The organism is Flavobacterium sp. HJ-32-4, assembly GCF_022532105.1.
In the GTDB taxonomy this organism is placed as follows: Bacteria; Bacteroidota; Bacteroidia; order Flavobacteriales; family Flavobacteriaceae; genus Flavobacterium.
In genome coordinates this window covers 2335542-2362181 of record NZ_CP092832.1, presented here as the reverse complement: position 1 = coordinate 2362181, position 26640 = coordinate 2335542, and the positions used below count along the sequence as shown (strand labels likewise).

The following is a 26640-nucleotide window of genomic DNA, read 5'->3' as shown; positions in this document are numbered from 1 at the left end:
AAAAATGTGTTGCAAAAATACGGCATTGACCGCAAAATCCACAAAAGCCGACCAAAAAAAAGCGGTAAATTTTCTACTTCACTTCTTTGAAATCAGAAGGGCCAAACGGATACCGTGCCTCCTTGAAAACGAGGCCATCATGCGGATGCAGACGCTTCCATTCACGGGCCAGTTTTTGGTAGTAGCCGGTCTCGGGATACGGCATCGCCCCGGCCTTTGCCGAGGTTACATCGTGCCACCAAACGGCCTCGGTTACGCCTTCCCTTGAAAAGGCGGCGCTTCGATACGGACGCAATTGGGGTGGCAAACGCTCTGCCTCCACTAACAGGTAGGGTGCCTTGCCTGTATACAGGTCAAACGACAGATAATGTGGCCAAAAGCCGAAAAAGCCCACTATAGGCATAACGACCACCAGCACAAGGGCGATCATTTCCGGAAAACGCTTCCATTGCAGGGTCATGCGCTCCCCTGTCGGAAACAGCAGCAAGACCGATGCCGCCATCCACAGGTTCCATGCGACTAAGATATCGTTCTTGCCCGTCGCCCACGGCCCCACCAATAACAGTATCGACGTTTGGAGGAGCAGCGCGCCCATCACCGCCACTCGTTTGTGGCGCACGAACAATAGGGCTACGCCCACGGCTACTTCCGCCAAAGGCAGCAGCAGTCCGGCGCGATGCAGCCACGGATAGGCACTACTCGCACTCGTAACCCCGAAAAACGGCTTCAGAATCATCGCATCCCATACCAAATGCAAAAATGCGGGGTGTATTTTGTGGATACCGGCAAATACATAGATCGCACCCACCAAAAGGGCCGTCAATTGCAGAAACCGCTTAGTATCACCCAACGAAAGGAATGTGAAGGTAAGTACCAACTGGTACTCCCACGGCTGCCAACGGGCCTGGTCGAGCAGGCAGAGCGCCAATTCGAGTACCAAAAGCACGCGTGCCACTCCGGCCGAACCGGGTCGAAAAAACAATATAATCAGGAAAAGAACCGACCAAATAGTCAGTGTTACGTGAACCGCCAAGGGTGTTCCCTCAAGCACGGGAAGCGCGGGTACGATTGGCAATCTGGAGCCGCCCGTCCACAACGGCCACGATACAAATTTAAAGGCTAATGCCGCCAGACAGGTCAACCGAACGAAAAGACGCGCACGCTCGGCCGCGGGTCTCGTTGCGATTCGGTCGGGCGTCGTCATCGTCAGGACAACTGGCTCATCTGGTAGCCGTGGTACAGTTGTCCGTCTTTGACTTCCCAAATGACGAAGAAATGCGCCAACAGTATATCCTCACGCGGATTCTCGATGGTTTTTACATAATGGGAATAACGCACGGCCGCCGTATCGCCGTCCACCACCAAATGCGTGAGCTTCGTTTTTGACCGCACATAAGCGCGCTGCAACTCCTCGCTAATGGCAACGATATCGGCTTTTTTCAGCTGTACCAACCCTTTCGTACTGTTCCACTCGACCAACAAGTCGTCGTGTAAGAACGCCGCCACCGCCGACGGATCAAGCAGTAGGTCGGGCTTGTAAAATTCCTGTATGAGCTTGCGAACTGACATGGTATTAGGAGTTAGTATTTAGGTGTTAGGAGTTGGTATATACATCCACTCCCCAACGCTTTACTCTTGGCTCTTTACTATTTACTCTTTCTTCTTTATTCTTTATTCTTGCTTCTTTCCTCTCGCTCCTCCTACTTGATCTTCTCCAACAACTCCGGAATCCGTCTCACATACGCCATCAACTTCATTTCCTCGCGGGCTTCGATGGCCGGCGTGCCCCAATAGGTCTTGCCGCCTTCAAGTGACTTGGTCACGCCGCTTTGGCCCATAATGATGGCCTTGTCCCCGATTTTGATCGAGCTTGTGGTGCCGACCTGTCCCCAGATGGTCACCTCATCGCCGATGACACAGCAACCGGCAATACCGGTTTGCGACGCCATCAGGCACTTTTTACCAATCACCGTGTCATGTCCGACATGGATCTGGTTGTCGAGTTTAGTGCCGGCCCCGATGGTCGTGTCGCCCGTAACGCCGCGGTCAATCGTACACAAAGCGCCGATCCCTACGTTGTCTTCGATCACCACCCTGCCGCACGATTTCAGTTGGTCAAAACCTTCCGGACGTTTCTTATAGTAGAATGCATCCGCCCCAAGCACGGTGCCGGCGTGGATGATCACATTATCGCCAATCACCGTATGGTCGTAAATCGTCACGTTGGAATGGATCAGGCAATTCTTCCCGATTTTAACGTGGTTGCCGACGAATACGTTGGGCTGGATGATCGTCCCTTCCCCGATTTGGGCCGATTCCGCAATAACAGCGCTCGCCATCCGGAAAGGCCGGAAATGTTGTCCGATCTTATTGAAATCGCGGAAAGGGTCGTCGGAAATCAAGAGGGCTTTTCCCTCCGGACAAGCGACTTCCTTATTAATCAACACAATCGTCGCCGCCGATTGCAAGGCTTTGTCGTAGTATTTCGGATGGTCAACAAATACAATATCCCCCGGTTCCACCACATGGATTTCATTCATGCCATGCACCTCAAAGGCTTTATCCCCCACAAAGGGACAACCGATGATCGAGGCGATTTCTTCAAGCGTATGCACGCGGGGGAATTTCATAGTATCAATTTGAAAATTTGGAATTTTTTCTCAATCGCCAGTGAAACAATTATCTCATTGTCTAATTCGCTAATTGTAATTTGTTGATTAACTCACTGCTAATCCGCCACTCCAACAATTATCTCATTTTCTAATTATCTAATTGTCTCATTCGCTAATTCGCTAATTAACTCATTCGCTAATTAACTAATTACTCCTTCACCCGCTCAATATAATTCCCCGTTGCCGTATCCACCTTAATCTTATCACCTTCGTTGATGAAAAGGGGCACGTTCACGGTAGCACCTGTTTCAAGGGTAGCCGGTTTGGTAGCATTGGTCGACGTGTTGCCTTTCACACCTGGTTCCGAGTAGGTCACTTCCAGCACGATAGAAGCCGGCATCTCCACAGAAAGCGGTGCCTCGGTTTCGGCATTGATGATCACTTTCACCGTAGAGCCTTCTTTCAGGAACTCCGGCGCGTCAAGGATGTCTTTGTTCAGTGTAATCTGCTCATACGTTTCGGTGTGCATGAAGTGGTATTGGTTGCCTTCCGGATACAGAAACTGGAATTCGTGTGTCTCCACCCGAACCTCATCGATCTTGTGACCGGCTGAAAAGGTGTTGTCCAACACTTTACCGTTGGTGAGACTCTTGAGTTTCGTACGCACGAAAGCAGGGCCCTTGCCCGGTTTCACGTGAAGGAATTCAATGATTTTGTAGATGTCGTTGTTGTATTTGATGCACAAACCGTTACGAATATCTGATGTAGAAGCCATATAAAAGGAGTTATTTTTAGGAGTTAGGAATTAGGAGTGACGCCGATCCGAGAACCATGAACTAAGAACTATGAACTAAGAACCATGAACTATCAACCCTCCTCTACTCTTTCGAGCTTCCCAAATAGCCCTTCATAATACCCCGCGGCGAGTTGCGAACCGCCATCAGGATTTCATCGCGTTCCGGAGTCGCCTCCATTTCCGCTTCGATGATGGCCACCGCCTGAGAGTTGTTGTAATTTTTTTGGTAAAGGATACGGTAAATATCCTGGATCTCACGGATCTTCTCCGCCGTGAAACCACGACGGCGCAGGCCTACCGAATTGATTCCGACATAGGAAAGCGGCTCACGTGCGGCCTTTACATACGGCGGCACATCTTTCCGCACCAACGAACCCCCGGTGACGAAGGCGTGGTTGCCGATGGTGGAAAACTGATGTACGGCCACGAGTCCGGCCAATACGACATAATCGCCTACGGTGACGTGCCCGGCCAGGTTGGTATTGTTCGAAAAGATACTGTTGTTTCCCACAACACAGTCGTGTGCGATGTGGCAGTAGGCCATGATGAGGCAGTTTTTGCCAATGACGGTTTTCATCCGGTCGGAGGTACCGCGGTTGATCGTCACGCATTCGCGGATGGTGGTGCCATCCCCGATTTCAGCGGTGGTATCTTCTCCCTGGTACTTCAGGTCTTGCGGCGGGGCCGAAATGACCGCACCGGGAAATATGTTACAGTTCTTGCCTATCCGGGCGCCCTCCATAATGGTGACATTCGATCCGATCCAGGTGCCTTCGCCGATGACAACATTGGCATGGATGGTCGTAAACGGCTCGATTACCACATTCTTGGCAATCTTCGCGCTCGGGTGTACGTAGGCTAACGGTTGATTCATACGTTCGTTTTGGTTTCTTTAATTTTTACGGGCAATCTGCGCCATCAGTTCGGCTTCGGTCACCAGCTTGCCATTGGCATAGGCGCTCGCCTGCATGTGACAGATGCCCCGACGGATCGGCGCCAACAGGTCACACTTGAAGATCAGGGTATCGCCAGGCAGTACCTTTTGCTTGAATTTCACATTGTCGATCTTCATAAAGAAGGTCAGGTAGTTCTCTGGGTCAGGAACGGTGCTCAACACCAGGATACCGCCACATTGTGCCATCGCTTCCACGATCAAAACGCCCGGCATCACCGGCGCATCCGGGAAGTGCCCCACGAAAAACGGCTCGTTCATCGTGACGTTCTTGAGTCCGACCACATGCTGGTCCGACAGTTCAAAGATCTTATCCACCAACAAAAACGGCGGACGGTGCGGCAACATCGACATGATCTTGTTGACGTCCATCAGCGGTTCGCGGTTGATATCGCAAACCGGAACGGCATTGCGCTGCTCGAGTTTGATGATCTTGTTGAGTTTCTTCGCGAATTGGGTGTTGACGAAGTGACCCGGTTTATTGGCGATCACACGTCCTTTTATTTTGGTTCCGATGAGCGCGAGGTCACCCACTACATCCAGTAGCTTGTGACGCGCCGCCTCGTTCGGATAGTGCAGGGTCAGGTTATCGAGGATGCCATTCGGCGTGACCGAGATTTTATCCTTGCCAAAGGCCACTTTCAGGTTCTCCATCGTCGATGGGGAAATTTCCTTATCGACATACACGATGGCGTTGTTCAGGTCGCCGCCTTTGATGAGACCATGCTCCAACAGCGACTCGAGTTCGTGCAGGAAGCTGAAGGTACGCGCCTCGGAGATTTCCGATTTGAACTCGGTGATGCTGTTCATCGTCGCATTCTGGGTACCGAGTACTTTGGTGCCAAAATCCACCATCGCGGTGACTTGGTACTCGTCGGCCGGAAGCACGATGATCTCACTTCCGGTGGCTTCGTCTTTATACGAAATGACTTCCTTGACGGTATAGTATTTACGTTCGGCGTCCTGTTCTTCAATGCCTACTTTCTCGATGGCCTCTACAAAGAAACGGGACGAGCCGTCCATAATCGGAGGCTCCGACGCATCGAGTTCGATGATGACATTGTCGATGTCGCAACCCACGAAAGCCGCCAACACGTGTTCAGACGTCTGGATCTTGACGCCCAATTTCTCAAGGTTGGTGCCGCGTTGGGTATTGACGACATAGTTCGCGTCCGCTTCGATTACGGGTTTTCCCTCCAGGTCAACACGAACGAAGGTGTAACCGTTGTTGACAGGTGCGGGTTTAAACGTCATGGTAACATCCTTTCCGGTGTGCAGTCCGACGCCGGTAAGGGAAATTTCACTTTTAATGGTTGTTTGTCTAACCATGGATATGCTTAGGTTTATTCTTCGGATGTTGTGCCGCCTTTCTTCCACTCTTCGAAGTCGGCCATGAATTTGGGGAGGTTTTTGAAATGTACGTAGGACTTGTTGAAATCGGTATAACCCAAGGCCGGACTGCCCTGCAGCGTTTCATCGTCTTTCACATTGCGGCCGATACCGGATTGCGCCTGGATACGTACGTTGTTGCCAATCACCAAGTGTCCGGCGATGCCCACCTGGCCGCCAATCATACAATTACGGCCGATTTTGGTGGAACCCGCAACTCCTGTCTGCGCGGCAATGACGGTGTTCTCCCCTATTTCGACATTGTGCGCAATCTGGATTTGGTTGTCGAGCTTCACGCCCTTGCGGATAATGGTCGAGCCCATAGTGGCGCGGTCAATGGTGGTGCCGGCGCCGATATCGACATGGTCTTCAATGATGACATTGCCGATCTGGGGTACCTTTTTATAGGAACCGTCTTCGGTAGGCGCCCAGCCGAAACCGTCTGCCCCGATGATAGCTCCCGAATGGATGCCACAATGGCTGCCGATAACGGTATCAGAGTAAATCTTGGCACCGGCAAAAATGATGACGTTGTCGCCAATCGTCACATTGTCGCCTATAAAACTGTTGGGATAAATCTTGACGTTATGACCAATTCGCACGTTGTGCCCGACATAGCTGAAACTGCCCAGGTAAAAGTGGTCGCCGAAGGTCGCGCTTTCCGACACGACGGCCGGTTGCTCGATGCCCGTCTTATTGTGCTTGACACTGTCGTAGAACTCCAGCAAACGGCTGAAAGCGCCCCGCGCATCTTCCACCTTAATAAGTGTAGTGGTAAGCGCCGATTCAGGCACAAAACTCGTGTTGACGATGGTGATGCTGGCGCCGGTCGTGTAAATGTAATTCACGTATTTCGGGTTGGCCAGGAAGGTAAGTGAGCCCTCGGTACCTTCCTCGATCTTGGCGAGTTTGTAGACCTCGGCCTTCGGGTTTCCTACCACTTCCCCTTCGAGGATGCCCGCAATTTGTTCTGCCGTGAATTTCATCCGTGCTTGCTGTTTTGGTCCGTTAGCGCGAAAACGCCCGTTTCGGGTGCCTCCGTTTTAACCTGACAAAAATATAAAAATTGGCGAACCTGCGCCTACTTTTCGACCAGCACTTTCGGGAAGCAGATATAGTACTTCGTCACCGGACGTGTCAGCGCCTTCAGGTTGAGTTGGTCAGACGCCATGATGACATCCTCCACCGTCCGGTTCTTTTTGAGTATCCGGATGGGTTCGGCTTCCTTGCTATAGGCCTGATTGCGGATTTTTCCCTTAAAGGCAAAATAGCGCGCTTCCTCCTCCGTAACCCTCATTTTAACCGCATATTCCTTCACCAAACGGTCGAGTACGTCTTTGCTGAACTTGACGTCACTAATTTCTGTACGCGGCAAATCGCGGTTGAGGATCATGAGGCTGATCGTACGCAATACGAAATCGTCGTGCGATTGCCAGTTTTTCAGGGCACAGATGATGTCGTAGTCATCGAGTTGCGAAAACAACTGCAGCGTCGCGTCATCGAAATCATCCACCCCGACACGGTTCTCAAGAAAGAACGCCAGCGGCTTGTTGGCGGGCACGTCGACGCCCATCCGTACCAGGTCTTTGGCGCGTTTCAGCACTTTTGCGAGTAACAGTTCGGCACCGAGACTGGTCTTGTGCAGGTAGGCCTGCCAGTACATCAGACGACGGGCCACCAGGAATTTCTCTACCGAATAAATCCCTTTTTCCTCCACCACCAGGGTGTCGTCCTCAACGGCCATCATTTGGATCAGGCGATCGGAATTGATATTGCCTTCGGCCACGCCGGTGTAAAAGCTGTCGCGGCGGAGGTAATCCATCCGGTCCATATCCAACTGGCTTGAGATCAACTGCAGCATGAATTTGCGCGGGTACTCGCCCTTGAAGATGCGAATGGCAAGGCTCAGTTGGCCGTCAAACTCGGTATTAAGTCGTTCCATAAACAGCATTGACACCCGTTCGTGGCTGACATCCTCGGCAATCGAATGCTCCATGGCATGCGAAAACGGTCCGTGTCCGATGTCGTGCAACAGGATGGCAATCAACAGGGCGCGTTCTTCTTCCTTCGAAATCTCCGTTCCCTTGAACCGCAGCGATTCCACCGCACGCTGCATGATGTGCATGCAACCTAAGGCATGGTGGAACCGGGTATGATGCGCACCCGGGTAGACCAGATACGACAATCCCATCTGGGAAATACGCCGCAGCCGTTGGAAATACGGATGCTGGATCAGGTCGAATACTAAGGTGTCGGGAATGGTGATGAAGCCGTAAATCGGATCGTTGAGAATCTTCAGCTTATTGATGGGCACGGGTCGTCAAAGTTTTAGGTAAAGATAACCGTTCTTGCCGAATGTTGTATCGCAACAAAAGGGCTTCGTTTTCCTATCTTTGGGTTATGGACTACCGTATAATTGAAACGTCCCGCCTTCGACTACGCCCGTTAACAGGAACCAAATGGAGGGAAATCCTGTTGGAATGGCCGACACCGGATGCCCTTTCGTTTCTGGGTGTGGACCCGCTTACCTACGAAAAAGACCGACGGAAAGCCGAAGGTGGGTTCGAGAGTTTCAACAAGAAACTGCTGTTATTCCACCTGATCGACCGCACCACAGAGGAAGTAATCGGCTGGTGTGGCTACCATACCTGGTACATCGACCACGGCCGCGCCGAAATCGGTTACGTGATGACGTCAGAGGCGCACCGCAAACAGGGCCTCATGGGGGAAGCGTTGGAAGCCGTCCTGGCGTTTGGATTTTCCGATCTGCAATTGCACCGTGTGGAGGCCCTGACCGCTACCTATAACGACGCGTCTAACCGTCTGTTGGCGAAATTCGGCTTTCGCTACGAAGGTCTTTTGCGGGAGCATTACCTCGTAGGCGACCGGCACGAAGACTCCCAACTCTTTTCGTTGCTGGCGTCAGAATGGAAGGACGCGCGGGGTTAGGTTCCGACATCCCACAAAAAAAGGAGGCGTCGTGCCTCCTCTTTCGTTTGCTGCCGCTAGGCTTACACCTTTCCGCACATACACTGATTGCCGCAGTTGCAGTTCTCACAGGTACAGTTTGGATTGGAGCAGGAAGTGGATGATGTGGTTTTCATACTAAAACTATTTATTTGTTATGGGACAAAGGTAGACCCACGCCCGCCCGGGACTTGTATCATCAAAAGGGGAAGATGTACATAATTTTTGGATTAGAGTCCGTCGATCGGACGACGTCGCGCCGCACCCAGTTTCCGGAAGTGCGAAGGCGTCAATCCCGATACCTTTCGAAACTGCGCCGACAGGTGGTGTACGCTACTGAAACCCGTGCGATCCGCGATTTCTGATAGGGACAATTGGTCGTAGACAATCAGTTCCTTCACTTTTTCAATGCGGAGTTCAATGAAATACTGTTCGATCGATTTGCCTTCCACACCTGAAAACAGGTCACTGACGTAACTATAATCATACGCAATATGTTCTTTGATAAACGCGGATAGCTTCGTACGGGGTCCGTCGCCGGCGGTTTCGAGGTACGCGCCTACCGCCCGCTTGATATCCACGATGAGCGCTTCGACCCGCGAGGCTACCCATTCAAAACCGGCGTGCGCGAGTTCTTCCCGGATGCCTTCGAGTGTGGCGGCATCCGGTTCTTCTGCGACGGTAACCTCGCCGAGCACCACCGAGGCCGTAATACCCCGTTTCTGGAAGATGTCGGAAACGGACTGCACGCAGCGCGGACATACCATATTTTTGATGCGTAAGGTAATCGGCATAAGGATTATACGTTTACACCGAACAGATGCCCGACCCAGGCCGTCAATCCCATGGCGAGCGTGCCCCAAATGGTAATCCGGGCAATCGCTTTCCCCATGTGGGAGCCGCCGGTTCGGGCCGACATAATACCCAAGAGCGTAAGGAAGAGAATCGAACAGGCATACAAATAATACTCCATCCCCGACACGGGTGCAAAAAGCGTCACCAGCATCGGTAAGATCCCGCCAACCGAAAAGGAGGCACCGGATGCTAGCGCGGCCTGCAACGGATTGGCTTTTGAGATTTCGTTGATACCCAGTTCATCGCGAATGTGGGCACCCAGCGGATCGACCTCCATCAACTCGGTGGCGACCTGCAGGGCGGTTTCCTTTTTCAAACCGCGCTGTTCGTAGATCGCGGCCAGAATCCGAAGCTCCTCTTCGGGCATCTCCGCGATTTCCCGTTCTTCCCGCGCAATATCCGCGCGCTCGGTGTCGGTTTGCGAACTGACGGATACATATTCCCCTGCCGCCATCGACAACGCTCCGGCCACCAAACCGGCCAGGGTCGCCAGCACAATCGGTTCGCGGGTGTCGGTTGCCGCCGCCACGCCGACCGCCATACTGGAAATCGACAGGATGCCATCGTTCGCGCCCAGCACCGCAGCACGCAGCCAATTACTCCTATGTATATAGTGATTGTCGAGATAATTATCAACGGTTAGCATACGACGGATTTTGTATGCTTTAAAGGTACTCGAATCAGCTGTGATATAAAAGTAGCACCACAAAAAACTCACCTTTGCCGTCCGGAGATGCAGCGAACGGAAAACAGAAAGACGAACTAAACAAATTGCGATTTCAATACAGGCAATAAACTACTATATATCTCTATTTCATGAATTTACTGCCATTTATACCAAACATTTCGTGAATACACCATTCTAAATGGCGCAAATCAATCACGTAACGCGATTTTTTCTATATTTACGCACCAAATCACATTACATGACCTGCTACAGGCGGCTCTTTGAAGAAAGTCCCGCACCGCTCTTCATATACGATCGCCTCACGTACGCCTTCCTGGCGGTAAACGAAATGGCGCTTCGGCAATATGGCTATACGCGGTCGGAATTTCTATCGCTCCGTGTCGATCAGATACGACCGGAGGAGGATCGTGACGCCTTCCTTGTGGCGAGCGAACCCGATACCCCCTCCTATTTTGACTTTGGAATCTGGCGCCACCTCCGAAAAGACGGCAGCCTGTTTCACGCCCATGTCTATACCACTTCTACCATTTTTGAAGGACGCGAAGCCCGATCGGTCTGCGCCATCAACGTGGACGAAAAAATGGAAGCCGAACGCGAAATCGCACGAAAAGACGAAGAAATCCGAAGTATACTCGAAAGTATTACCGACGGTTTCATGACCCTTGACCGCAATTGGAACATCACCTATATCAACCAGGCCGCCGAGCGCATCTTACGCCGCGAACGCGCCGCGGTGATGGGATACAATATATGGGAGTTGTTCCCAGAAGCCCGTAACAGCTCGTTCCATCGGCACTACAACCATGCGCTCCAACACCGCGTAACGGTGCAGTTTAAAGAATACTACGCTCCCCTTGACTTATGGACTTCCGTCAACGTCTACCCCACTCCTGATGGACTGGCGGTGTATCTGGTGGATGTCACCGAGCAGGAACGCCACATCGAACAAATCAGGCGACAGAACCAAAAGCTGAAGGAAATCGCCTGGATACAGTCACATGAAGTGCGAGGGCCTCTTTCGAATATCATGGGACTTACCGCCCTCTTTAATGTCGACGACCCGGTTGATCCCATCAATGCCGACGTCATCACCATGGTACGGGGCGAAGCCGAAAAACTCGACGTCATGGTGCGGAAAATCAGTCGCAACGCAGGGGAAGAGCCGTTTACCTGACACCCCTAAAGGCCTCGTTTCGTGCTGGTTTCGAGAGGGATACCTATCTTGACTAACATTTTGTGTGTTTTGGTTAGTCAAAATTAAAATTGTCGTATCTTTACGGCTCCATAACCGTAGCATGGAAACGACAAAAACCTTCAGGCAACTCCTTGATCATATCGACGCCATCGATCCGGTTCGTTACACCGAAACGCGGAACTTCACCGACGGTGCCGTCACTGGATTATCCCCCTACATTTCGCGTGGTGTCATCTCGACCCGACTCGTCGCACAACGGCTGTTGGCCAAACACGACTATGTGAGTTGCAGCAAATTGATACAAGAACTTTTATGGCGTGACTATTTCCAGCGCCTGCAGCAACACCGTCCGTCGTTGTACTTCGAAGCGCTCCGCCCCGGGGGCGCCACCCGCCGCGGGATTCCACTTGCGGTCATGCACGGAAAAACCGGTATTAATGTCATAGACGACGCCATCGAAACGCTGTACCAAACCGGACGGATGCACAACCACGTCCGCATGTACCTCGCCGCTATCTGCTGCCCCATCGCCCACTGTCATTTCGAAGCACCGGCCCGGTGGCTCTACTACCACCTGCTCGACGGCGATGTCGCCAGTAATTTTGGAAGCTGGCAATGGGTGGCGGGAACCCTGACGGGAAAATCGTATGTGGCCAACCAGGAGAATATTGACCGCTATACACGTACGTCACAACGGGGCACCTTCCTCGATATCCCCTATGAAAAACTCGGACGCGGCCTTCCTGATACGCTGACAGATGTGACGGTTCCTGTATTGGAAACCCACCTTCCGGCAACCGAACTCCCCGTCCTGAGCCGTTCGAAAGTGCTGTTATACACCCATTACAACCTCGATCCGTTATGGCATGCTGAGGAAGACGTTGACCGTGTACTGGTTTTGGAGCCAAGCCACTTCCGGCGTTTTCCCGTGGGTGAAGTCGTACTGCGTTTCGTTTTCGACCTGATGAAGCAAGTCCGTGGTTTGAAGCTATACTGCGGTGAAGTCGATGACCTGCTCCAACACCATCCGTCGGCCGAATTTACGGCGAAAGAACACCCTTTATTTGCCCATTGGAAGGTGACGTTTGAAGACCGCGACTGGGTAATTCCACACGTCGACGGCTTCTTCTCGTCTTTTTCCAAGTACTACCACCAATGTCAAAAACACCTACCCGAATATGACCACGTTTAGATACCTAGTTGCCGGTGCCAGCAGTGGCATCGGACTCGAATTGACCCGCCAGTTGTTGGCCGAAGGACACCATGTTATCGCCCTCGGACGACGCACACCACCATTGAACGCCCCCGGACTCACGTTTGTCGAACACGACTTCCGTTCGGAAAGTCCGCTACCCGCCATTGAAGGCGCGGTTGACGGACTTGCCTATTGTCCGGGTTCCATCACCCTGAAACCCCTTGCCATGCTGAAAGATGCGGACCTCATGGACGATTTCCGGCTCAATGCACTCGGAGCCTTCCAGATGGTCAAAGCCTACAAAGCCCAGTTGGTCTCAGGTCAACAACCCGGTGTGGTTTTTTTCAGTTCGGTAGCCGTTCAAACCGGTATGCCGTTCCATACTAGTGTATCCATGTCGAAAGGAGCCGTGGAAGGACTCACCCGCGCCCTCGCCGCCGAACTCGCGCCGACGGTACGCGTCAACTGCATCGCGCCATCCCTAACCGACACCCCCCTTGCCGGGACGCTGCTCAACAACGAAACCAAACGTACCGCCAACGGTGAACGTCATCCGCTGAAACGTGTGGGTGAAGCCGCTGAAATAGCCCGCATGGCCCGTTTCCTGCTGCAGGAAGCGACCTGGATGACCGGACAAGTCATCGGCCTGAACGGTGGAATGGGCAGTGTGATGAAGTAACCGGCCGACGACGAAACGCCCATCGGGACGGCCTCGTTTTTTTTGAGTACTTTTGCCGCATGATTTCGGTTACCATCATCGGCTCGGGTAATGTTGGCACGCATTTGGCGAAAGCCTTATCTATGGCCCCGGACGTAACACTGAAACAACTGTATTCGCGTCGACCGGATGGTTTCTCAAGCGAGTTCACGAAAGCCGAAATCATCCATGACCTCCATCAGTTAGAGGAAGCAGACGTGTACCTTCTGGCGGTCTCGGATGACGCCGTGAAAGACGTTTCCCAACAATTGCCATTTTCCGGACGATTGGTCGCGCACACGTCGGGTACATTACCGTTGGAGACGATCGACCGGAAAAAACCGACGCGGCGTTTGGTATCCCCTGCAGACCTTTTCGCGGGCGAAAGCCATTGACTTCCAAACCATTCCTATTTGCATTGAGACGGAACAGCCGTCAGATGCAGAAATACTGACCAACGTGGCGCGCGCCCTGTCGCAACACGTGTATACGCTTAAAGCCGAACAACGCCAGGCCTTGCATGTCGCAGCGGTGTTCGCCTGTAATTTCACCAACCACCTCTATGCACAGGCGGCACGAATCTGCGACGACCACCAACTCGACTTTGATATGCTGAAACCCCTTATCCGGGAAACGGCCGACAAAGTCATGACGATGGCCCCGATAGACGCCCAGACCGGCCCGGCCAAACGCCACGACGACGTGACACTGGCAGCACACCGCCGCTTTTTAGGCAACGGCCCGGCCACTGAATTATATGATATCCTAACCCAATCGATACAACGTGAGCAGCTATAAAGAAACCATGAACGCGATCACGACGTTCATTTTCGACGTCGACGGCGTACTGACTGACGGATCCGTACACGTGACCCCAACGGGCGAAATGCTTCGCATCATGCACATTCGCGATGGCTTTGCCATGAAGGCGGCGGTCGAAAGTGGCTACCACGTGTGCATCATTTCCGGAGGCAGCAACGAAGGGGTTCGCATCCGGTTGCGCAACCTGGGTATTACCGACATCCACCTGGGTACGCCCGACAAGGTGGAGACGTTTAAAGAATACACCGAACTCTACGGCATCGATCCCAAAACCGTGCTGTATATGGGCGATGACATTCCCGACTACCACGTGATGCAGCGCGTCGGACTCGCGACCTGTCCGCAGGATGCAGCCCCCGAAATCAAAGCCATTTCCCACTATATCTCCCATCGATACGGCGGCCGCGGCGCGGTTCGCGATGTCATCGAACAGGTGATGAAGGTACAGGGCAAATGGCATGTGTATTACGACGGTAAGCACGACTAACGCCCACCTCGCAGTTCCTCAGTTCCTCAGTTCCTCAATTACTAAGTTTCTCAATTTCTCAGTTCCTCAGTTTCTCAGTTCCTCAGTTTCTCAATTCCTCAGCTCCTCAGCCCTCATGAATCCAAATTTACGACTGCACCGCAACCTTGTCTATACGACCATCGATTCGCTCAACGCCATCTTCAACGACGGCGAATATGCCGATAAGGTGGTGGCGCGCGCCCTTAAGAAAGACAAACGTTGGGGAAGCCACGACCGCAAGTTCGTAGCCGAAACCATTTACGATATCGTCCGCTGGAAACGCCTGTATGCCGCTATTGCGGATGTCAAAGAACCCTTCGACCGCGACAACCTCTGGCGGGTATTTGCTGCCTGGGCCGTGCTGCGCGGTTACCCCATACCCGACTGGCGCCAACTCGAGGGCACTCCGGAACGCAAAATCAAAGGCCGTTTTGATGAACTGTCGAAGAACCGTGCCCTTCGCGAGTCGATTCCCGATTGGCTCGACGAACTCGGCGTGAGCGAACTAGGTGTTGAGTTATGGGAAAAGGAAATCGCCGCCCAAAACCAACTGGCGAAGGTCGTGCTGCGTACCAACACCCTGAAGACGACCCGGCAGAAACTGCGGGGCATCCTGATGGACCAAAATATCGAAACCGATGTCTTAGAAGGGGTACCGGACGCCTTGGTGCTTCGCGAACGCGCCAACGTCTTCCTCACCGATGCCTTCAAGGAAGGACTGTTCGAAGTGCAGGACGCCAGTTCCCAACTCGTTGCGCAATGGGTAGACGTACAACCCGGTATGCGGGTGGTGGATGCCTGTGCCGGTGCCGGCGGAAAAGCGCTGCACCTGTCGGCGTTGATGCAGAACAAAGGGCAGTTGATCGCCATGGACCTCTACGAAAACAAGCTGAACGAACTGAAACACCGCGCCCGCCGCGACGGGGCGTTCAACATTGAATACCGCGTCATCGATTCGACGAAAGTGATCAAAAAGCTGCATGAAAAAGCGGATCGGGTGTTGATTGACGCGCCATGTAGTGGACTTGGTGTGCTGAAACGCAATCCCGACGCCAAATGGAAACTACAGCCCGAGTTTTTGGACAACATCCGGAAAACGCAGGCGGAAATCCTTGAAAATTACTCCCGTATGGTCAAACCTGGCGGAAAACTGGTGTATGCTACCTGCTCCATCCTTCCTTCCGAAAACGGCAAACAGGTCGCCCATTTCCTCACGACGGAGGCCGGAAAAAACTTTACCTTTGTAAAAGACAAGAGTATACTCGCCTGTGAATCAGGATTTGACGGATTCTACATGGCCCTGCTCGAACGAAAATCATAATGCGAATGAAACCCCTTTATTCTTTCTTCCTTGCACTGCTGTCGCTAACGGCGCTGGCGCAGCCACCAGCCAATTATTACAATTCGGCCACTGGCACGGGCTACACCCTTAAAACGCAGTTGTTCAATATCATCAACAACCATAACGACCAGGGGTATAATGCCATCGACAATTTTTTCCCCACAGCCGACCTGGATGTGTATTATGAAAACGACGGCACCATCCTGGATCCGTATTCCGAAAACCCTTCCGGAAGCGACCCGTATAATTACTATCCCAACAGCGACGAATGCGGAAATTACTCAGGTGAAGGCGATTGTTTCAACAAAGAACACGTCGTCCCCCAATCCTACTTCAACCAGGCCACCCCAATGCGGGGCGACGCCCACCACCTGTTACCGACGGATGGGCGTGTCAATGGTTTCCGGAGTAACTATCCGTTCGGCGTCGTAGGAAGCAACCTGGTGTCTCAAAGCGGTATTTCCAATCCTACACAAAACGGTTCCAAACTGGGCAACAATAGCAACACGGGCTACGCCGCGGGCTACACAGGCGTCGTTTTTGAACCAATCGACGAGTTCAAAGGCGACATCGCGCGCATCATCTTTTACTTTGCCACGCGTTACCAAAGCCAGATGCCAGGGTTTTATACCAATTCCAATGTAAGCTCCGTACCGGCCAAAAACATGTTTGACGGCACTTCCGCCCAAACGATTGCCACGCCTTTCCTGAATATCTTCTACCAATGGCACCTGCAGGATCCCGTTTCGCAAAAGGAAATCGACCGTAACAACGCGATTTACGCCTACCAGAACAACCGCAACCCGTATATCGATCATCCGGAATGGGTGGTCAGTGTATGGGGATCGGCCCTTTCCATTACGACCCATCTGCTGGACGACGGGTTTTCCGTGTTTCCCAATCCGTCAACCAACCACACCATCACCGTGCGCTCGGGCATCCGGCCTGAAAGGATGGAGATTGTGGATATCCAGGGACGTGTGATACAACAAGTGACCATCGACAACGGACCGACGGGCGACATTTCGATTAACGACATCCCTTCCGGACTCTATTTCCTGAAAGCCTATGCCGGAGTGGAAACCGCCGTTCGAAAAATCGTCATCCGTTGATGATTTTCAGGTAAAAGATAGCGCCGAATCCTTTTTTCGACTACATTTGGCGGCTTTTCCTTATCTGAAATGAAGAAACTCTATACTTTTTTAGCGGTTGTCGTATCGATCGCTGCCATGGCCCAGGCAGGCGCTCCTTCCACGTATTACAATGGTTTTAACTGGACCTTGACTGGTACGGCGCTGAAGACGGCACTGGCGACCAAGATCACCACGACCCACGTCAACCAACTATCATATGACGAGGTGTGGAACGCCGACAAAATCGTCGATAAAGACCCGGCCAACTCCAACAACGTGCTCCTAATCTATGGTTGGGAAGACGGCACCGACGGCGATGTGACCAACGACCTTTCGCGCCCTAAGAACGACAATGGCGGCGCGGTTGGCGAATGGAACCGTGAACACACCTATGCCAAATCACTGGGAAATCCGGATTTGGGCGAAGCCGGACCGGGCGCTGATGCCCACCACCTGCGTCCCGCCGACGTAGAGCGCAACAACCTTCGCGCCAGTCGGAAGTTTGCCGCCGGATCCGGAAATTCGGGTACCGTAGGGTCTAACTGGTATCCGGGTGACCAATGGAAAGGCGACATCGCCCGTATGATGATGTATATGTACCTCCGGTACGGCGACCAGTGCCAACCGGATAACGTAGGCGTCGGCACCTCGGTAGCCAGCGATCCGAACATGATCCAACTGTTCCTGCAATGGAATGCCGACGATCCGGTATCCGCGGTAGAAGACCAACGCAATACCTACCTCGGCAATGCCAACAACGCCTATGGCCAGGGGAACCGAAATCCGTTCATCGATAACCCCTACCTGGCGACCCTTATCTGGGGAGGACCCGCGGCGGCCAACCGTTGGCCCAACGTCTTCCTTTCCACCTCCACATTTGATTTTGAATCAGCAGTTTCCGTTTGGCCGAATCCATCCGCCAAACACGAAATCCACATCGATACTCCGGTTCAGGCCGAGAGCATCGACATCATCACGATAGACGGACGTCTGTTCCAACACATCCAACCGTCGGGCCTCTCACAAACCCTTTCAGGTGTTCCTTCCGGACTCTACCTCGTAAAGATCGCGGCCGGTTCCCAGCAAGCGGTAAAGAAAATCGTTATACAATAGCGAAAAACCAAGCCTTACAAACGAAAAAGCCTCCCGGAAAAGGACGCTTTTTTATGTGGGAAATAACGAGAATTAATCGTTCATCGAAATCAGGAATTCCTCGTTGTTCCGCGTCTTTTTGAAACGGTCGTTGATGAAGTCCATTGCTTCTACCGGATTCATATCCGAGAGGTATTTCCGCATGATCCACATACGTTGCAGGGTCTTTTCATCGAGAAGCAAATCGTCGCGACGCGTACTTGACGACATCAGGTCGATCGCCGGGAAGATCCGCTTGTTGGCAATCTTACGGTCGAGTTGCAATTCCATATTACCCGTTCCCTTGAATTCTTCGAAGATCACCTCGTCCATTTTCGAACCGGTATCGGTAAGGGCCGTGGCAATGATACTCAGGGAACCACCTTTTTCCACATTCCGCGCGGCACCGAAGAAACGTTTTGGTTTCTGGAGGGCGTTGGCATCGACACCACCCGACAGGACTTTACCTGAGGCCGGTTGTACGGTGTTGTAAGCCCGCGCAAGACGGGTGATGGAATCTAGGAGGATGACCACGTCGTGTCCGCATTCGGTGAGGCGCTTGGCTTTCTCCAATACGATATTGGCAATCTTCACGTGCTCCTGCGGCTCACGGTCGAAGGTCGAAGCGATGACTTCCCCACGAACCGAACGCTGCATATCCGTGACCTCTTCCGGGCGCTCGTCGATCAACAAGACCAGCAGGTACACTTCCGGGTGGTTGGCTGCGATGGCGTTGGCAATGTCCTTCAACAACATGGTCTTACCGGTCTTAGGCTGGGCCACGATCATACCCCGCTGTCCTTTTCCAATAGGCGAAAACAGGTCGATGATACGCGTTGAAATGGAACTTTGCTTTTCCGCCATACGGAACTTCTCGGATGGGAACACCGGTGTCAGGTGTTCAAACGACACACGGTCGCGCACCACCTGAGGGTCAAAGCCGTTGATTTTGACGACTTTTACCAAAGGGAAGAACTTCTCTCCTTCTTTCGGCGGACGCACGACACCTTTCACGGTATCACCGGTCTTAAGGCCGAAAAGCCGCACCTGTGAGCCCGAAAGGTAAATGTCATCCGGAGACGCCAGGTAGTTATAATCAGACGAACGGAGGAAACCATAGCCATCAGGCATCATTTCGAGTACGCCTTCCGTTTCAATCAATCCGTCGAATTCGTAATCCGAATCGCGGTAGTTGACCGGTTTCTGTTTTTTGAAATTAGCGTTCTGGTGCTGGTTGTTGCCATTTTGGTTCTGCCCATTGCCATTCTGGTTCTGGTTGTTACCGTTTTGGTTATGACCACTTTGGTTGCCGCCGTTCGGGTTATTTCCGTTCGCCGGATGGCCACTGTGCTGTGTGTTTCCGCTCGGTTGTGACGGTCCGCGGTTTTCCCGCTGCTGCGGATAGCGATCGTCGCGGTTGCGCTGGAACGACGGTGAAGCCGCCGGCGCCTCTCCTTCTGCCCCGCCTTCATTCGCAGACGGTGCCTGCTCACGGTTGCGATTTTGCTTCCAGTCTTTTTTGCGGTCGAAGTCGCGCTTCCGAAACTCATTCCGTTGTGTGGGCTCTTCCGTCGCAGCAGGTCGTTCTGCAACCGGTTCGGCTGCTGAAGACGTGTCAAATAAGGTAGAATCCTGTTGGATGCGAGGCTTGCGGCCCCGTTTTTTCTTTTCGCCTTCTGAAGCTCCTGAAGGTGTTGCCTCATGACTTGCGCCCTGGGACTGTACTGCGAGAATGCGCGAAATAAGTTCTTCTTTTTTGATGCCGGTAACTCGAATCGAGCCGGCTTTTTTGGCAATTTCCTGCAATTCAGGAAGTTTCATGCCTTTTAATGCATCGGGTGTAAACATGTAGGAATGCTATATGCGTTTGATGGGATAGATGACAAACGAAACGAGGGAAAATAAAGTTTGGAAAACGCATCCGGATGTGGAGGATTTGCTCCGGATTGTTACCGCAATATTACGAATTAATTTTAATCATACAATAGAGAACGGAAAAAAGAAACTGCTATTTTTGTCATTCGAAAAAAATAAAGAGATGATCCAACGGATACAAACGGTTTACCTGGCGCTCGCCTTCCTCGTGACGGGCGCGCTGCCATACGTATTCCCGCTGTGGACGATTGCCGGTAAGCCCTATTACTTTATGGAGAACATGCCTTATGTGCTGTTGTTCGGCCTTTCGACGGTATTGTCGCTGCTGGCCATCTTTTTCTACAATAAAAGACAACATCAGTTTGTGATTGGCAGACTGAACATCCTATCAAACGTTATTTTATTTGGATTGCTTGCGTATCGTACGCTAACCGTATCCGGAGGAGCTCCTGTTCCTGAGAAGGGTATTGGGCTTCTACTCCCGATTGTTGCTATCGTTTTTGTGGCCCTGGCCAACAAAGCCATCAAGCGGGATGAAGAGCTCGTAAAATCTGCGGACCGATTGCGGTAAACCAGTAAACTTAGTTTATTAGTGCGAAGGAAAGTCTGGGGTAACCCGGACTTTCTTTCGTTAGGACAGTGCCGAAATCGTCTGGAAATTGAGTTCGTGGAAATGCCGTACCACACGGTCGGCTTCCGATAAATCCTGTAATTTCGAGTTGACGCTGTCGTAGGCAATACAATACAACCCCGCCGCCTTGGCCGCTTTGATCCCGTTGGTGCTGTCTTCGATCACCACGCATGCGTCCTTTTCCATCCCCGAAAGACGTACGGCCTCGAGGAAAATAGCGGGATGTGGCTTCGACTTCGGAAAATCCTCGCCGGACACGATATGCGAGAAATATTTGTGCAACCCGAACCGCCGGAAGATGCGCTCAATCGTCACCTTGGCGGAAGACGAAGCGAGAAGCAACTGCATACCATTGTCATACAAATCCTGTATCAGGTCGTGTACGCCCATCAACAGCGCCAGGTCTTCCTTTCGGTCAAAGGCATCGTTGAAAATGCGCCGCTTGGCTGCAATCAGCACCTCTATATCGTGTTGGAGGCCAAACGTCTCCTTCAACCGTTCGTAGACATTCTTGGTGGAATTTCCGGTAAACGAGGCATACATTTCCGGCGTGACATCAATTCCCAATTCACGGAAATGCTCCAGGAAGGCATAATGGTGTACGGGTTCCGTATCGACGATGACACCATCCATGTCAAAAATGACGGTACGTTTCATGGCTTTTTTTGCAAAAGTAACGGATTTGTTACGATCACCCGCTTAAACTTTTTCGTGTACCTTTAGTCCAACGCGACAATCGCTTCACCTTGGCCGACGAAACCGAAACCATAGCCGCCCTACTCGACCCCGCCACGCGCGAGCAGGCCTTCCGTCGGTTGATTGACGAAACCAAACGGCCGTTGTATGGTGTCATCCGAAAAATTGTACTCGACCATGACGATACCGATGACGTCCTGCAAAACACCTACGTGAAAATGTACCGCGCCCTCCCGTCGTTCAAAGGGGAAAGCCGTCTTTTTACGTGGATGTACCGCATCGCCACCAACGAAGCCCTGAGTTTCATCCGCGAACGCAGCCGACGAAACGGCATTCGGAGTTCCGAATACCTCGACCAGGCCATCGTCAACCTGAAAGCCGACAGCTATTTCGAAGGCGATGAAATGGCGTTGCTGTTGCAGGCGGCCGTAGCTACACTTCCGGAAAAACAACGGCTGGTGTTCCAATTGAAATATTTCCAGGAATTGAAATACGAAGAGATCGCCGAGATTACGGGCACGTCGGTCGGCGCGTTGAAAGCCTCGTACTTCCATGCCGTCAAAAAAATAGAAGATTATGTCACGAAACATTAAACCAAAACCAGACGGGCCCGTCTATCCTCACATGACACCTTTTGAACTGGATAGCGACCCCACAAAATACGATGGCTTTCGTGTGCCGGACGGGTATTTTGACACCCTTACCGACCGCGTTTTTGATCGTTTGGAAGCAACACCCGTCACCGTGCCCCGCAAGCGCTATGGACGACGCCGCAACTGGTATGCCGCCGTAGCTGCCGTAGCCCTTTTGGCGCTGGTCGTGCCGTTTGCCTGGCAGCAGTTCGCCGCCGCACCCATCGACGATATCACATTAGAGAACTACCTGAACGACGAAGCTGACCTTAGCTCGTATGAAGTAGGAGAATTGCTCGATGAGCATGACATTTCCCGCCTCGAAGCCCAACTGCCGGTTGACGACCAGGCCATTGAAGACGCCCTTTACCAAAATGCCAATCTCGAAAACTATATCGCTGACTAAGATGAAAAAACGCCATTTACTTATCGTTTCCCTTTTGTTGCTCGCTTCTGTCATGTCCTACGGACAGGGCAAACGCGACAAGATCCGCTCCCTGAAAGTCGCCTTTATCACCGAAGCATTGGCGTTGACGCCGGCGGAAGCCGAGAAATTCTGGCCGCTGTATAACGCTTTCGAAGACCGTCAGTTCGACATCCGGAAGCAGAAACTGCGGAATCTGCGCGAACGCTTCGATGCCAATCCGGAGAGCCTGACCGACAAAGAAGCCCTGGCGCTGCTTACGGATATGGATGAAACGGAAGAACAATTGCATGAAACCCGTAAGAAATTCTCCCAAAGCCTGAAAGGCGTTTTGAGTCCGGTGAAAATCCTGAAACTCCGCAAAGCCGAAGACGACTTCAACCGCCGACTGCTTCGCCAGTACCGCAATAAAGACTAACGCGATTGAACCGCCGGAATTTGTATTTTTACCTTTCAAACCGGCGCCATGATCAACCCGTCAGCCAGTGGCTGGATCGACAAATTCTTCTCGCGGCATAAGCCCGATAAAGAACCTGTGGCGTGCGATGCCGAACGTTTTTATGCGCGGGTTCGGGCTACCGGTTTCCTCTACGGACACGTGGTAGCGTTCGATACGCCCAAACCAGTCGAAACCAAAGGCCTGACGGAAGAAGAACGGACGAAACTCGGCTTGCTCATCACCCTCTTCCATATGTATGGTTTTACCGTAGGTGACAGCCTTCGCGATGATTTCGTAGGGAAAGCGATGGCCTTCTACCGTGAGATGCTTCCCCAGGGATCGAATTTGCTGAAGAAGGTACTGCCCGACAATCCGGAGTCATGGGAACTGGAAGAAGTGATTAACCAACGCGTCCGTACCAACAAAGATATTATCAGCCGGAACTTTTCCAACATCGTCACCAACGCCCTGCTGTTTGAAGATGTCTTGGCCTTTCGACAGTATTTATTGCTGGGGACTCTTCCACACAACTACCTCAAAAAACTCGAGGAAACCATCGGCAGCATCGTGACATTGGCCCTGAAAGCCAAGGCACAACGCTCGGAATATGACGAATTGTTGGTGCGGATGTTCGATGCATCCGTCCGCTACACCAAATTCTCGGAGGTCGACATCGCGAATCTCGATACCCTCGATTTCAGCGCGTTTACCTCGCAGGTCGAATTATGGTATTTCTTTGATATGGCGGTGATGGCAATGTGGAGCGATGGCGTATTGGAAGCGGAAGAACGCGACTTCCTCACGCGACTGGCCGACCTTTTAGGCATAGAACCCGGTTTTCGGGAAGAGAGCATCCGTAGTGCCGACGCCTTCGTGCAGAATTACAAAAAGGAAATCCCGTACTTCAATTATTCCAACCCCGTCAAACACTTTTACGACCAGGCCACACAATCGGTTATGTTGCTCATATCCCGCAATAAAAACCGACTGTTGAAAGAACTGGGCAACAACGGCGAACTCGTGATGCTGCTCACCCACTCGACCCACCGCAGCCTTGACGCGCGCGAGAAAAAGAAAGTAAAGAAACAGCTTCTTGAAATCTGTAAGACCGTGCCGTCACTGGCCATCTTCCTGTTACCTGGCGGGAGCCTACTTTTGCCATTGCTGGTCAAATTCATCCCACAGATGCTGCCGAGTGCGTTCAATGAGAACCTCGAAGACGAGTAGCCAGGGCTAAAAAAAGACAAGCCCCGAAAGTGATTCCGGGGCGAGTCAAACCAATTTAAAAAATCCTTATTATGTCAACTTGAGCTGATAGACGGCATCAAGGTCCTTTTCGTTACTCAAATTTACGTTAAGATCTGTTACAAAACCAGAATTTAATCCATAAACCCATCCATGGAGGGTTAAATTCTGTCCGTTCCGCCAGGCGTTCTGTACAATCGACGTTTTCGCAAGGTCAAAAACCTGTTCCTTGACGTTTAGTTCAACAAAGGCATTGAAGCGATCTTCGTCGTTGATGATCGAATCGAGATAGGTTTTATGTAGGCGATAAACGTCTTTGATGTGACGGATCCAGTTGTCGATGATACCGATCGAATCGTTGCCCATCGCGGCACGGATACCACCACAACCATAGTGACCACAAACGATTACGTGCTGTATCTTCAGTACATTTACCGCATAATCCAACACGCTCAGCATGTTCATATCTGTGTGTACCACCATGTTAGCGATGTTGCGATGAACGAATACTTCACCTGGCTTCGCGCCGATGATTTCGTTGGCCGGCACGCGACTGTCCGAACATCCGATCCACAACAAAGGTGGATTCTGGCCGCGGGCGAGATCTTTAAAGTACTCTGGGTCCTTTTCAAGTGCGGTTTCCACCCACTTGGCGTTGTTCTCTAATATCTTCTTGTAGAACGCATCAGGTTCATAGTGATGCTCGTGTGCCATATAGTTATTGTGTTTCACAGACATTTTTTAAAGGTACATTATTCATTCGAAACTTGGGCGGTTTTTTCGTCGGTCGGATGCTCCAGCGTCACTTTGTTCACCTCTTCCGCATCCTGTAAACGGTAGGCCTTTTTGAAGCCTCGTAACTTCACTTTGATACGGGCTTCTTTCGCGCGCACCTGCTTGAATTCGCGTATCAGGTCGAGGACGTCGTGTGCGATATACACCGTATCCGATGCGTCGATCACGACTTTGGCGTCGGCCGGAATCTGGGCAAGCGTCGCCTTGATGGCAGCTTTGTTAAGGAACGATACTTCCTGTGCCAGGTCGATGTGGATGATGTCACCGTCTTTATACTCTTCCCGACGGAAACTATACGCCCGTTTCATATTGCCCTTGAGGATGAAAATGACACTGACCAGCAGACCCAATGCCACGCCCGCCAGTAGATTATACAGCACACCCGCGAACGTGATGACAAACGGCAGGAACTGGTAGATGCCACGTTGCCAGAAATGCAGGAAAGTCGACGGTTTTGCCAGCTTATACCCCACCAAAATCAGCACCGCAGCCAGCGTCGCCAAAGGGATTTTGTTCAGGATAAATGGAATCGATACGACGCACAACAGCAACAATACCCCATGAATAATCGTCGATAGCTTTGACTTCGCACCCGCATCGGCGTTGGCCGAGGTGCGCACCACTACCGACGTCATCGGCAATCCGCCAAGCAGGGCACTTAACATATTCCCAATCCCCTGCGCACGAAGCTCGCGATTGGTGTCGGTATAGCGCTTTTGCGGATCCATCCGGTCGGCGGCTTCAATGCACAGCAAGGTTTCAATCGACGCCACCGCCGCAATCGTCGCCCCTATTTTCCAAACATCAGGACGGGCCAGGGCGGTGAAATCGGGCGAAACGAACATACTGGTAAACTCCGAAAAGTTCTGTGGCACCGGAAGCGTCACGAGATGGTCACGCGACGTGATCGCCCAACCGTATCCCGCCGACAATAGCACTTCGTTTAGCAGAATGCTGGCCGCTACGGCTAATAAGGCGGCCGGTATGAAACGTACTTTTTTAGAAATTCCCAATCGTGGCCAACCCATGAGCAGCGCCAGCGAAACGAGTGACACCAGGATAGGGCCCGCGTTGACATGGTCGAACACACCCAACAGTTCGGTCAGCGTGTTTTGTCCATCCGGTTGCACGAAGTTCTCATCGCCTTCAAAATCGCTGTCGTAGCCAAAGGCGTGCGGAATTTGCTTTAGGATGATGATAACCCCGATCCCCGCCAGCATCCCTTCAATGACATTATTTGGTATGTAATTGGAAACCGTGCCCGCTTTTACCAACCCCAACACTACCTGTAGGATACCGGCAACGAACACCGCAGCGAGAAAAATCTCAAACGCGCCCAACTCCGTAATGGCAGCCAATACGATCGACGTGAGTCCGGCGGCCGGACCCGACACACTCAGGTGCGACGAACTCAGCGATCCGACTACGATACCGCCGATCACACCGGCAATAATACCGGCCAGCGGTGGCGCACCCGAGGCTAAGGCGATACCCAGACAGAGCGGAAGGGCCACGAGGAATACGACAAGGCCAGATGAGAAATCAGTGCGAAGATTCGCGAAAAGAGAAGCTTTTTTGGACATTTTGAACGAGTAAAGCGAAGGGAATGACAAATAAGTCG

The 26640-nt window shown here is 52.1% G+C and carries 29 protein-coding genes; 15 read left to right on the top strand and 14 right to left on the bottom strand.

Annotated features, from left to right (window positions below; all coding sequences use genetic code 11):
• Positions 1–73: 73 nt before the first annotated feature.
• The 8 genes from MKO97_RS09875 to MKO97_RS09840 form a co-directional block, all read right to left on the bottom strand.
• On the bottom strand, positions 74–1204 hold the full coding sequence (locus MKO97_RS09875) for a hypothetical protein (RefSeq protein WP_241103054.1): 1131 nt from the start codon (positions 1202–1204) through the stop codon (positions 74–76).
• 2 nt (positions 1205–1206) lie between these two features.
• Positions 1207–1569: a nuclear transport factor 2 family protein gene (locus tag MKO97_RS09870; RefSeq protein WP_241103053.1), complete on the bottom strand. Its 363-nt coding sequence runs from the start codon at positions 1567–1569 to the stop codon at positions 1207–1209.
• A 131-nt stretch (positions 1570–1700) separates the two neighbouring features.
• The gene (locus tag MKO97_RS09865; protein WP_241103052.1) at positions 1701–2630 is read right to left on the bottom strand and encodes a UDP-3-O-(3-hydroxymyristoyl)glucosamine N-acyltransferase; all 930 of its coding nucleotides are present in this window, start codon (positions 2628–2630) and stop codon (positions 1701–1703) included.
• A gap of 190 nt (positions 2631–2820) precedes the next feature.
• Positions 2821–3387, bottom strand: coding sequence for an elongation factor P (gene efp, locus MKO97_RS09860; protein ID WP_241103051.1), 567 nt, complete (start codon positions 3385–3387; stop codon positions 2821–2823).
• Between the two features lie 103 nt (positions 3388–3490).
• On the bottom strand, positions 3491–4282 hold the full coding sequence (gene lpxA / locus MKO97_RS09855) for an acyl-ACP--UDP-N-acetylglucosamine O-acyltransferase (RefSeq protein ID WP_241103050.1): 792 nt from the start codon (positions 4280–4282) through the stop codon (positions 3491–3493).
• An 18-nt stretch (positions 4283–4300) separates the two neighbouring features.
• On the bottom strand, positions 4301–5689 hold the full coding sequence (locus MKO97_RS09850) for a bifunctional UDP-3-O-[3-hydroxymyristoyl] N-acetylglucosamine deacetylase/3-hydroxyacyl-ACP dehydratase (RefSeq protein WP_241103049.1): 1389 nt from the start codon (positions 5687–5689) through the stop codon (positions 4301–4303).
• A 14-nt stretch (positions 5690–5703) separates the two neighbouring features.
• Entirely contained in the window at positions 5704–6735 is a 1032-nt protein-coding gene (gene lpxD, locus MKO97_RS09845; RefSeq protein WP_241103048.1) for a UDP-3-O-(3-hydroxymyristoyl)glucosamine N-acyltransferase, read from the bottom strand.
• Between the two features lie 95 nt (positions 6736–6830).
• Complete coding sequence (locus tag MKO97_RS09840; protein ID WP_241103047.1) at positions 6831–8063, bottom strand: HD domain-containing protein; 1233 nt, start codon at positions 8061–8063, stop codon at positions 6831–6833.
• 86 nt (positions 8064–8149) lie between these two features.
• On the opposite strand from MKO97_RS09840, the gene MKO97_RS09835 reads away from it, so the two are divergent.
• Positions 8150–8698: a GNAT family N-acetyltransferase gene (locus MKO97_RS09835; RefSeq protein WP_241103046.1), complete on the top strand. Its 549-nt coding sequence runs from the start codon at positions 8150–8152 to the stop codon at positions 8696–8698.
• Positions 8699–8946: 248 nt separating this feature from the next.
• Here the strand turns inward: MKO97_RS09835 and MKO97_RS09830 are convergent, their stop codons facing one another.
• Both MKO97_RS09830 and MKO97_RS09825 read right to left on the bottom strand, forming a co-directional pair.
• Positions 8947–9510: an AraC family transcriptional regulator gene (locus tag MKO97_RS09830; RefSeq protein WP_241103045.1), complete on the bottom strand. Its 564-nt coding sequence runs from the start codon at positions 9508–9510 to the stop codon at positions 8947–8949.
• Positions 9511–9515: 5 nt separating this feature from the next.
• On the bottom strand, positions 9516–10217 hold the full coding sequence (locus MKO97_RS09825; RefSeq protein WP_241103044.1) for a VIT family protein: 702 nt from the start codon (positions 10215–10217) through the stop codon (positions 9516–9518).
• A gap of 280 nt (positions 10218–10497) precedes the next feature.
• Between MKO97_RS09825 and MKO97_RS09820 the strand changes: the two genes are divergently transcribed.
• The 9 genes from MKO97_RS09820 (at position 10498) to MKO97_RS09780 (ending at position 18264) form a co-directional block, all read left to right on the top strand.
• The gene (locus MKO97_RS09820) at positions 10498–11433 is read left to right on the top strand and encodes a PAS domain S-box protein (RefSeq protein ID WP_241103043.1); all 936 of its coding nucleotides are present in this window, start codon (positions 10498–10500) and stop codon (positions 11431–11433) included.
• A 121-nt stretch (positions 11434–11554) separates the two neighbouring features.
• A complete protein-coding gene (locus tag MKO97_RS09815; RefSeq protein ID WP_241103042.1) occupies positions 11555–12646 on the top strand; it encodes an FAD-binding domain-containing protein in 1092 nt (363 codons plus the stop codon).
• Positions 12633–13328, top strand: coding sequence for an SDR family NAD(P)-dependent oxidoreductase (locus MKO97_RS09810; RefSeq protein WP_241103041.1), 696 nt, complete (start codon positions 12633–12635; stop codon positions 13326–13328). The genes MKO97_RS09815 and MKO97_RS09810 overlap by 14 nt, the downstream gene beginning before the upstream one ends.
• Positions 13329–13387: 59 nt before the next feature.
• Positions 13388–13741 (top strand): NAD(P)-binding domain-containing protein, encoded by a 354-nt coding sequence (locus tag MKO97_RS09805; RefSeq protein WP_241103040.1) that lies wholly within the window; start codon positions 13388–13390, stop codon positions 13739–13741.
• A 64-nt stretch (positions 13742–13805) separates the two neighbouring features.
• Positions 13806–14144 (top strand): DUF2520 domain-containing protein, encoded by a 339-nt coding sequence (locus tag MKO97_RS09800; protein ID WP_241103039.1) that lies wholly within the window; start codon positions 13806–13808, stop codon positions 14142–14144.
• A 7-nt stretch (positions 14145–14151) separates the two neighbouring features.
• Positions 14152–14655, top strand: a complete 504-nt coding sequence (locus tag MKO97_RS09795) for an HAD family hydrolase (protein ID WP_241105516.1) — start codon at positions 14152–14154, stop codon at positions 14653–14655.
• 115 nt (positions 14656–14770) lie between these two features.
• Positions 14771–15997, top strand: coding sequence for an RsmB/NOP family class I SAM-dependent RNA methyltransferase (locus MKO97_RS09790; protein ID WP_241103038.1), 1227 nt, complete (start codon positions 14771–14773; stop codon positions 15995–15997).
• Positions 15998–16002: 5 nt separating this feature from the next.
• Positions 16003–17130, top strand: coding sequence for an endonuclease (locus MKO97_RS09785; RefSeq protein ID WP_241103037.1), 1128 nt, complete (start codon positions 16003–16005; stop codon positions 17128–17130).
• A gap of 69 nt (positions 17131–17199) precedes the next feature.
• On the top strand, positions 17200–18264 hold the full coding sequence (locus MKO97_RS09780; protein ID WP_241103036.1) for an endonuclease: 1065 nt from the start codon (positions 17200–17202) through the stop codon (positions 18262–18264).
• Between the two features lie 72 nt (positions 18265–18336).
• On the opposite strand, the gene rho is transcribed toward MKO97_RS09780, so the two are convergent.
• Complete coding sequence (gene rho / locus MKO97_RS09775; protein ID WP_371820399.1) at positions 18337–20103, bottom strand: transcription termination factor Rho; 1767 nt, start codon at positions 20101–20103, stop codon at positions 18337–18339.
• Positions 20104–20320: 217 nt separating this feature from the next.
• Between rho and MKO97_RS09770 the strand changes: the two genes are divergently transcribed.
• Entirely contained in the window at positions 20321–20728 is a 408-nt protein-coding gene (locus MKO97_RS09770; RefSeq protein ID WP_241103034.1) for a DUF4293 domain-containing protein, read from the top strand.
• A gap of 60 nt (positions 20729–20788) precedes the next feature.
• Here MKO97_RS09770 and MKO97_RS09765 read toward each other — a convergent pair whose 3' ends face one another.
• Positions 20789–21445, bottom strand: coding sequence for an HAD family phosphatase (locus tag MKO97_RS09765; protein WP_241103033.1), 657 nt, complete (start codon positions 21443–21445; stop codon positions 20789–20791).
• 89 nt (positions 21446–21534) lie between these two features.
• Between MKO97_RS09765 and MKO97_RS09760 the strand changes: the two genes are divergently transcribed.
• The 4 genes from MKO97_RS09760 to MKO97_RS09745 are packed head-to-tail and all read left to right on the top strand — an operon-like array spanning position 21535 to position 24206.
• The gene (locus MKO97_RS09760) at positions 21535–22077 is read left to right on the top strand and encodes an RNA polymerase sigma factor (RefSeq protein ID WP_241103032.1); all 543 of its coding nucleotides are present in this window, start codon (positions 21535–21537) and stop codon (positions 22075–22077) included.
• Positions 22061–22522, top strand: coding sequence for a hypothetical protein (locus tag MKO97_RS09755; RefSeq protein ID WP_241103031.1), 462 nt, complete (start codon positions 22061–22063; stop codon positions 22520–22522). The genes MKO97_RS09760 and MKO97_RS09755 overlap by 17 nt, the downstream gene beginning before the upstream one ends.
• A 1-nt stretch (position 22523) precedes the next feature.
• Complete coding sequence (locus MKO97_RS09750) at positions 22524–22958, top strand: sensor of ECF-type sigma factor (protein WP_241103030.1); 435 nt, start codon at positions 22524–22526, stop codon at positions 22956–22958.
• Between the two features lie 48 nt (positions 22959–23006).
• Complete coding sequence (locus tag MKO97_RS09745) at positions 23007–24206, top strand: LETM1-related biofilm-associated protein (protein WP_241103029.1); 1200 nt, start codon at positions 23007–23009, stop codon at positions 24204–24206.
• Positions 24207–24275: 69 nt separating this feature from the next.
• Here the strand turns inward: MKO97_RS09745 and can are convergent, their stop codons facing one another.
• Both can and MKO97_RS09735 read right to left on the bottom strand, forming a co-directional pair.
• Entirely contained in the window at positions 24276–24962 is a 687-nt protein-coding gene (gene can, locus MKO97_RS09740) for a carbonate dehydratase (protein ID WP_241103028.1), read from the bottom strand.
• A gap of 14 nt (positions 24963–24976) precedes the next feature.
• On the bottom strand, positions 24977–26602 hold the full coding sequence (locus tag MKO97_RS09735) for a SulP family inorganic anion transporter (RefSeq protein WP_241103027.1): 1626 nt from the start codon (positions 26600–26602) through the stop codon (positions 24977–24979).
• Positions 26603–26640: the final 38 nt, after the last annotated feature.

Coding starts and splice junctions, on each gene's coding strand:
- MKO97_RS09810 (WP_241103041.1), top strand. CDS start 12,633: ATGACCACGTTTAGATACCTAGTTGCCGGTGCCAGCAGTGGCATCGGA.
- lpxA (WP_241103050.1), bottom strand. CDS start 4,282: ATGAATCAACCGTTAGCCTACGTACACCCGAGCGCGAAGATTGCCAAG.
- MKO97_RS09745 (WP_241103029.1), top strand. CDS start 23,007: ATGATCAACCCGTCAGCCAGTGGCTGGATCGACAAATTCTTCTCGCGG.
- MKO97_RS09765 (WP_241103033.1), bottom strand. CDS start 21,445: ATGAAACGTACCGTCATTTTTGACATGGATGGTGTCATCGTCGATACG.
- can (WP_241103028.1), bottom strand. CDS start 24,962: ATGTCTGTGAAACACAATAACTATATGGCACACGAGCATCACTATGAA.
- MKO97_RS09820 (WP_241103043.1), top strand. CDS start 10,498: ATGACCTGCTACAGGCGGCTCTTTGAAGAAAGTCCCGCACCGCTCTTC.
- MKO97_RS09780 (WP_241103036.1), top strand. CDS start 17,200: ATGAAGAAACTCTATACTTTTTTAGCGGTTGTCGTATCGATCGCTGCC.
- lpxD (WP_241103048.1), bottom strand. CDS start 6,735: ATGAAATTCACGGCAGAACAAATTGCGGGCATCCTCGAAGGGGAAGTG.
- MKO97_RS09795 (WP_241105516.1), top strand. CDS start 14,152: ATGAACGCGATCACGACGTTCATTTTCGACGTCGACGGCGTACTGACT.
- efp (WP_241103051.1), bottom strand. CDS start 3,387: ATGGCTTCTACATCAGATATTCGTAACGGTTTGTGCATCAAATACAAC.
- MKO97_RS09835 (WP_241103046.1), top strand. CDS start 8,150: ATGGACTACCGTATAATTGAAACGTCCCGCCTTCGACTACGCCCGTTA.
- MKO97_RS09865 (WP_241103052.1), bottom strand. CDS start 2,630: ATGAAATTCCCCCGCGTGCATACGCTTGAAGAAATCGCCTCGATCATC.
- MKO97_RS09805 (WP_241103040.1), top strand. CDS start 13,388: ATGATTTCGGTTACCATCATCGGCTCGGGTAATGTTGGCACGCATTTG.
- MKO97_RS09870 (WP_241103053.1), bottom strand. CDS start 1,569: ATGTCAGTTCGCAAGCTCATACAGGAATTTTACAAGCCCGACCTACTG.
- MKO97_RS09735 (WP_241103027.1), bottom strand. CDS start 26,602: ATGTCCAAAAAAGCTTCTCTTTTCGCGAATCTTCGCACTGATTTCTCA.
- MKO97_RS09790 (WP_241103038.1), top strand. CDS start 14,771: ATGAATCCAAATTTACGACTGCACCGCAACCTTGTCTATACGACCATC.
- MKO97_RS09875 (WP_241103054.1), bottom strand. CDS start 1,204: ATGACGACGCCCGACCGAATCGCAACGAGACCCGCGGCCGAGCGTGCG.
- MKO97_RS09755 (WP_241103031.1), top strand. CDS start 22,061: ATGTCACGAAACATTAAACCAAAACCAGACGGGCCCGTCTATCCTCAC.
- rho (WP_371820399.1), bottom strand. CDS start 20,103: ATGAAACTTCCTGAATTGCAGGAAATTGCCAAAAAAGCCGGCTCGATT.
- MKO97_RS09850 (WP_241103049.1), bottom strand. CDS start 5,689: ATGGTTAGACAAACAACCATTAAAAGTGAAATTTCCCTTACCGGCGTC.
- MKO97_RS09830 (WP_241103045.1), bottom strand. CDS start 9,510: ATGCCGATTACCTTACGCATCAAAAATATGGTATGTCCGCGCTGCGTG.
- MKO97_RS09815 (WP_241103042.1), top strand. CDS start 11,555: ATGGAAACGACAAAAACCTTCAGGCAACTCCTTGATCATATCGACGCC.
- MKO97_RS09825 (WP_241103044.1), bottom strand. CDS start 10,217: ATGCTAACCGTTGATAATTATCTCGACAATCACTATATACATAGGAGT.
- MKO97_RS09770 (WP_241103034.1), top strand. CDS start 20,321: ATGATCCAACGGATACAAACGGTTTACCTGGCGCTCGCCTTCCTCGTG.
- MKO97_RS09785 (WP_241103037.1), top strand. CDS start 16,003: ATGAAACCCCTTTATTCTTTCTTCCTTGCACTGCTGTCGCTAACGGCG.
- MKO97_RS09750 (WP_241103030.1), top strand. CDS start 22,524: ATGAAAAAACGCCATTTACTTATCGTTTCCCTTTTGTTGCTCGCTTCT.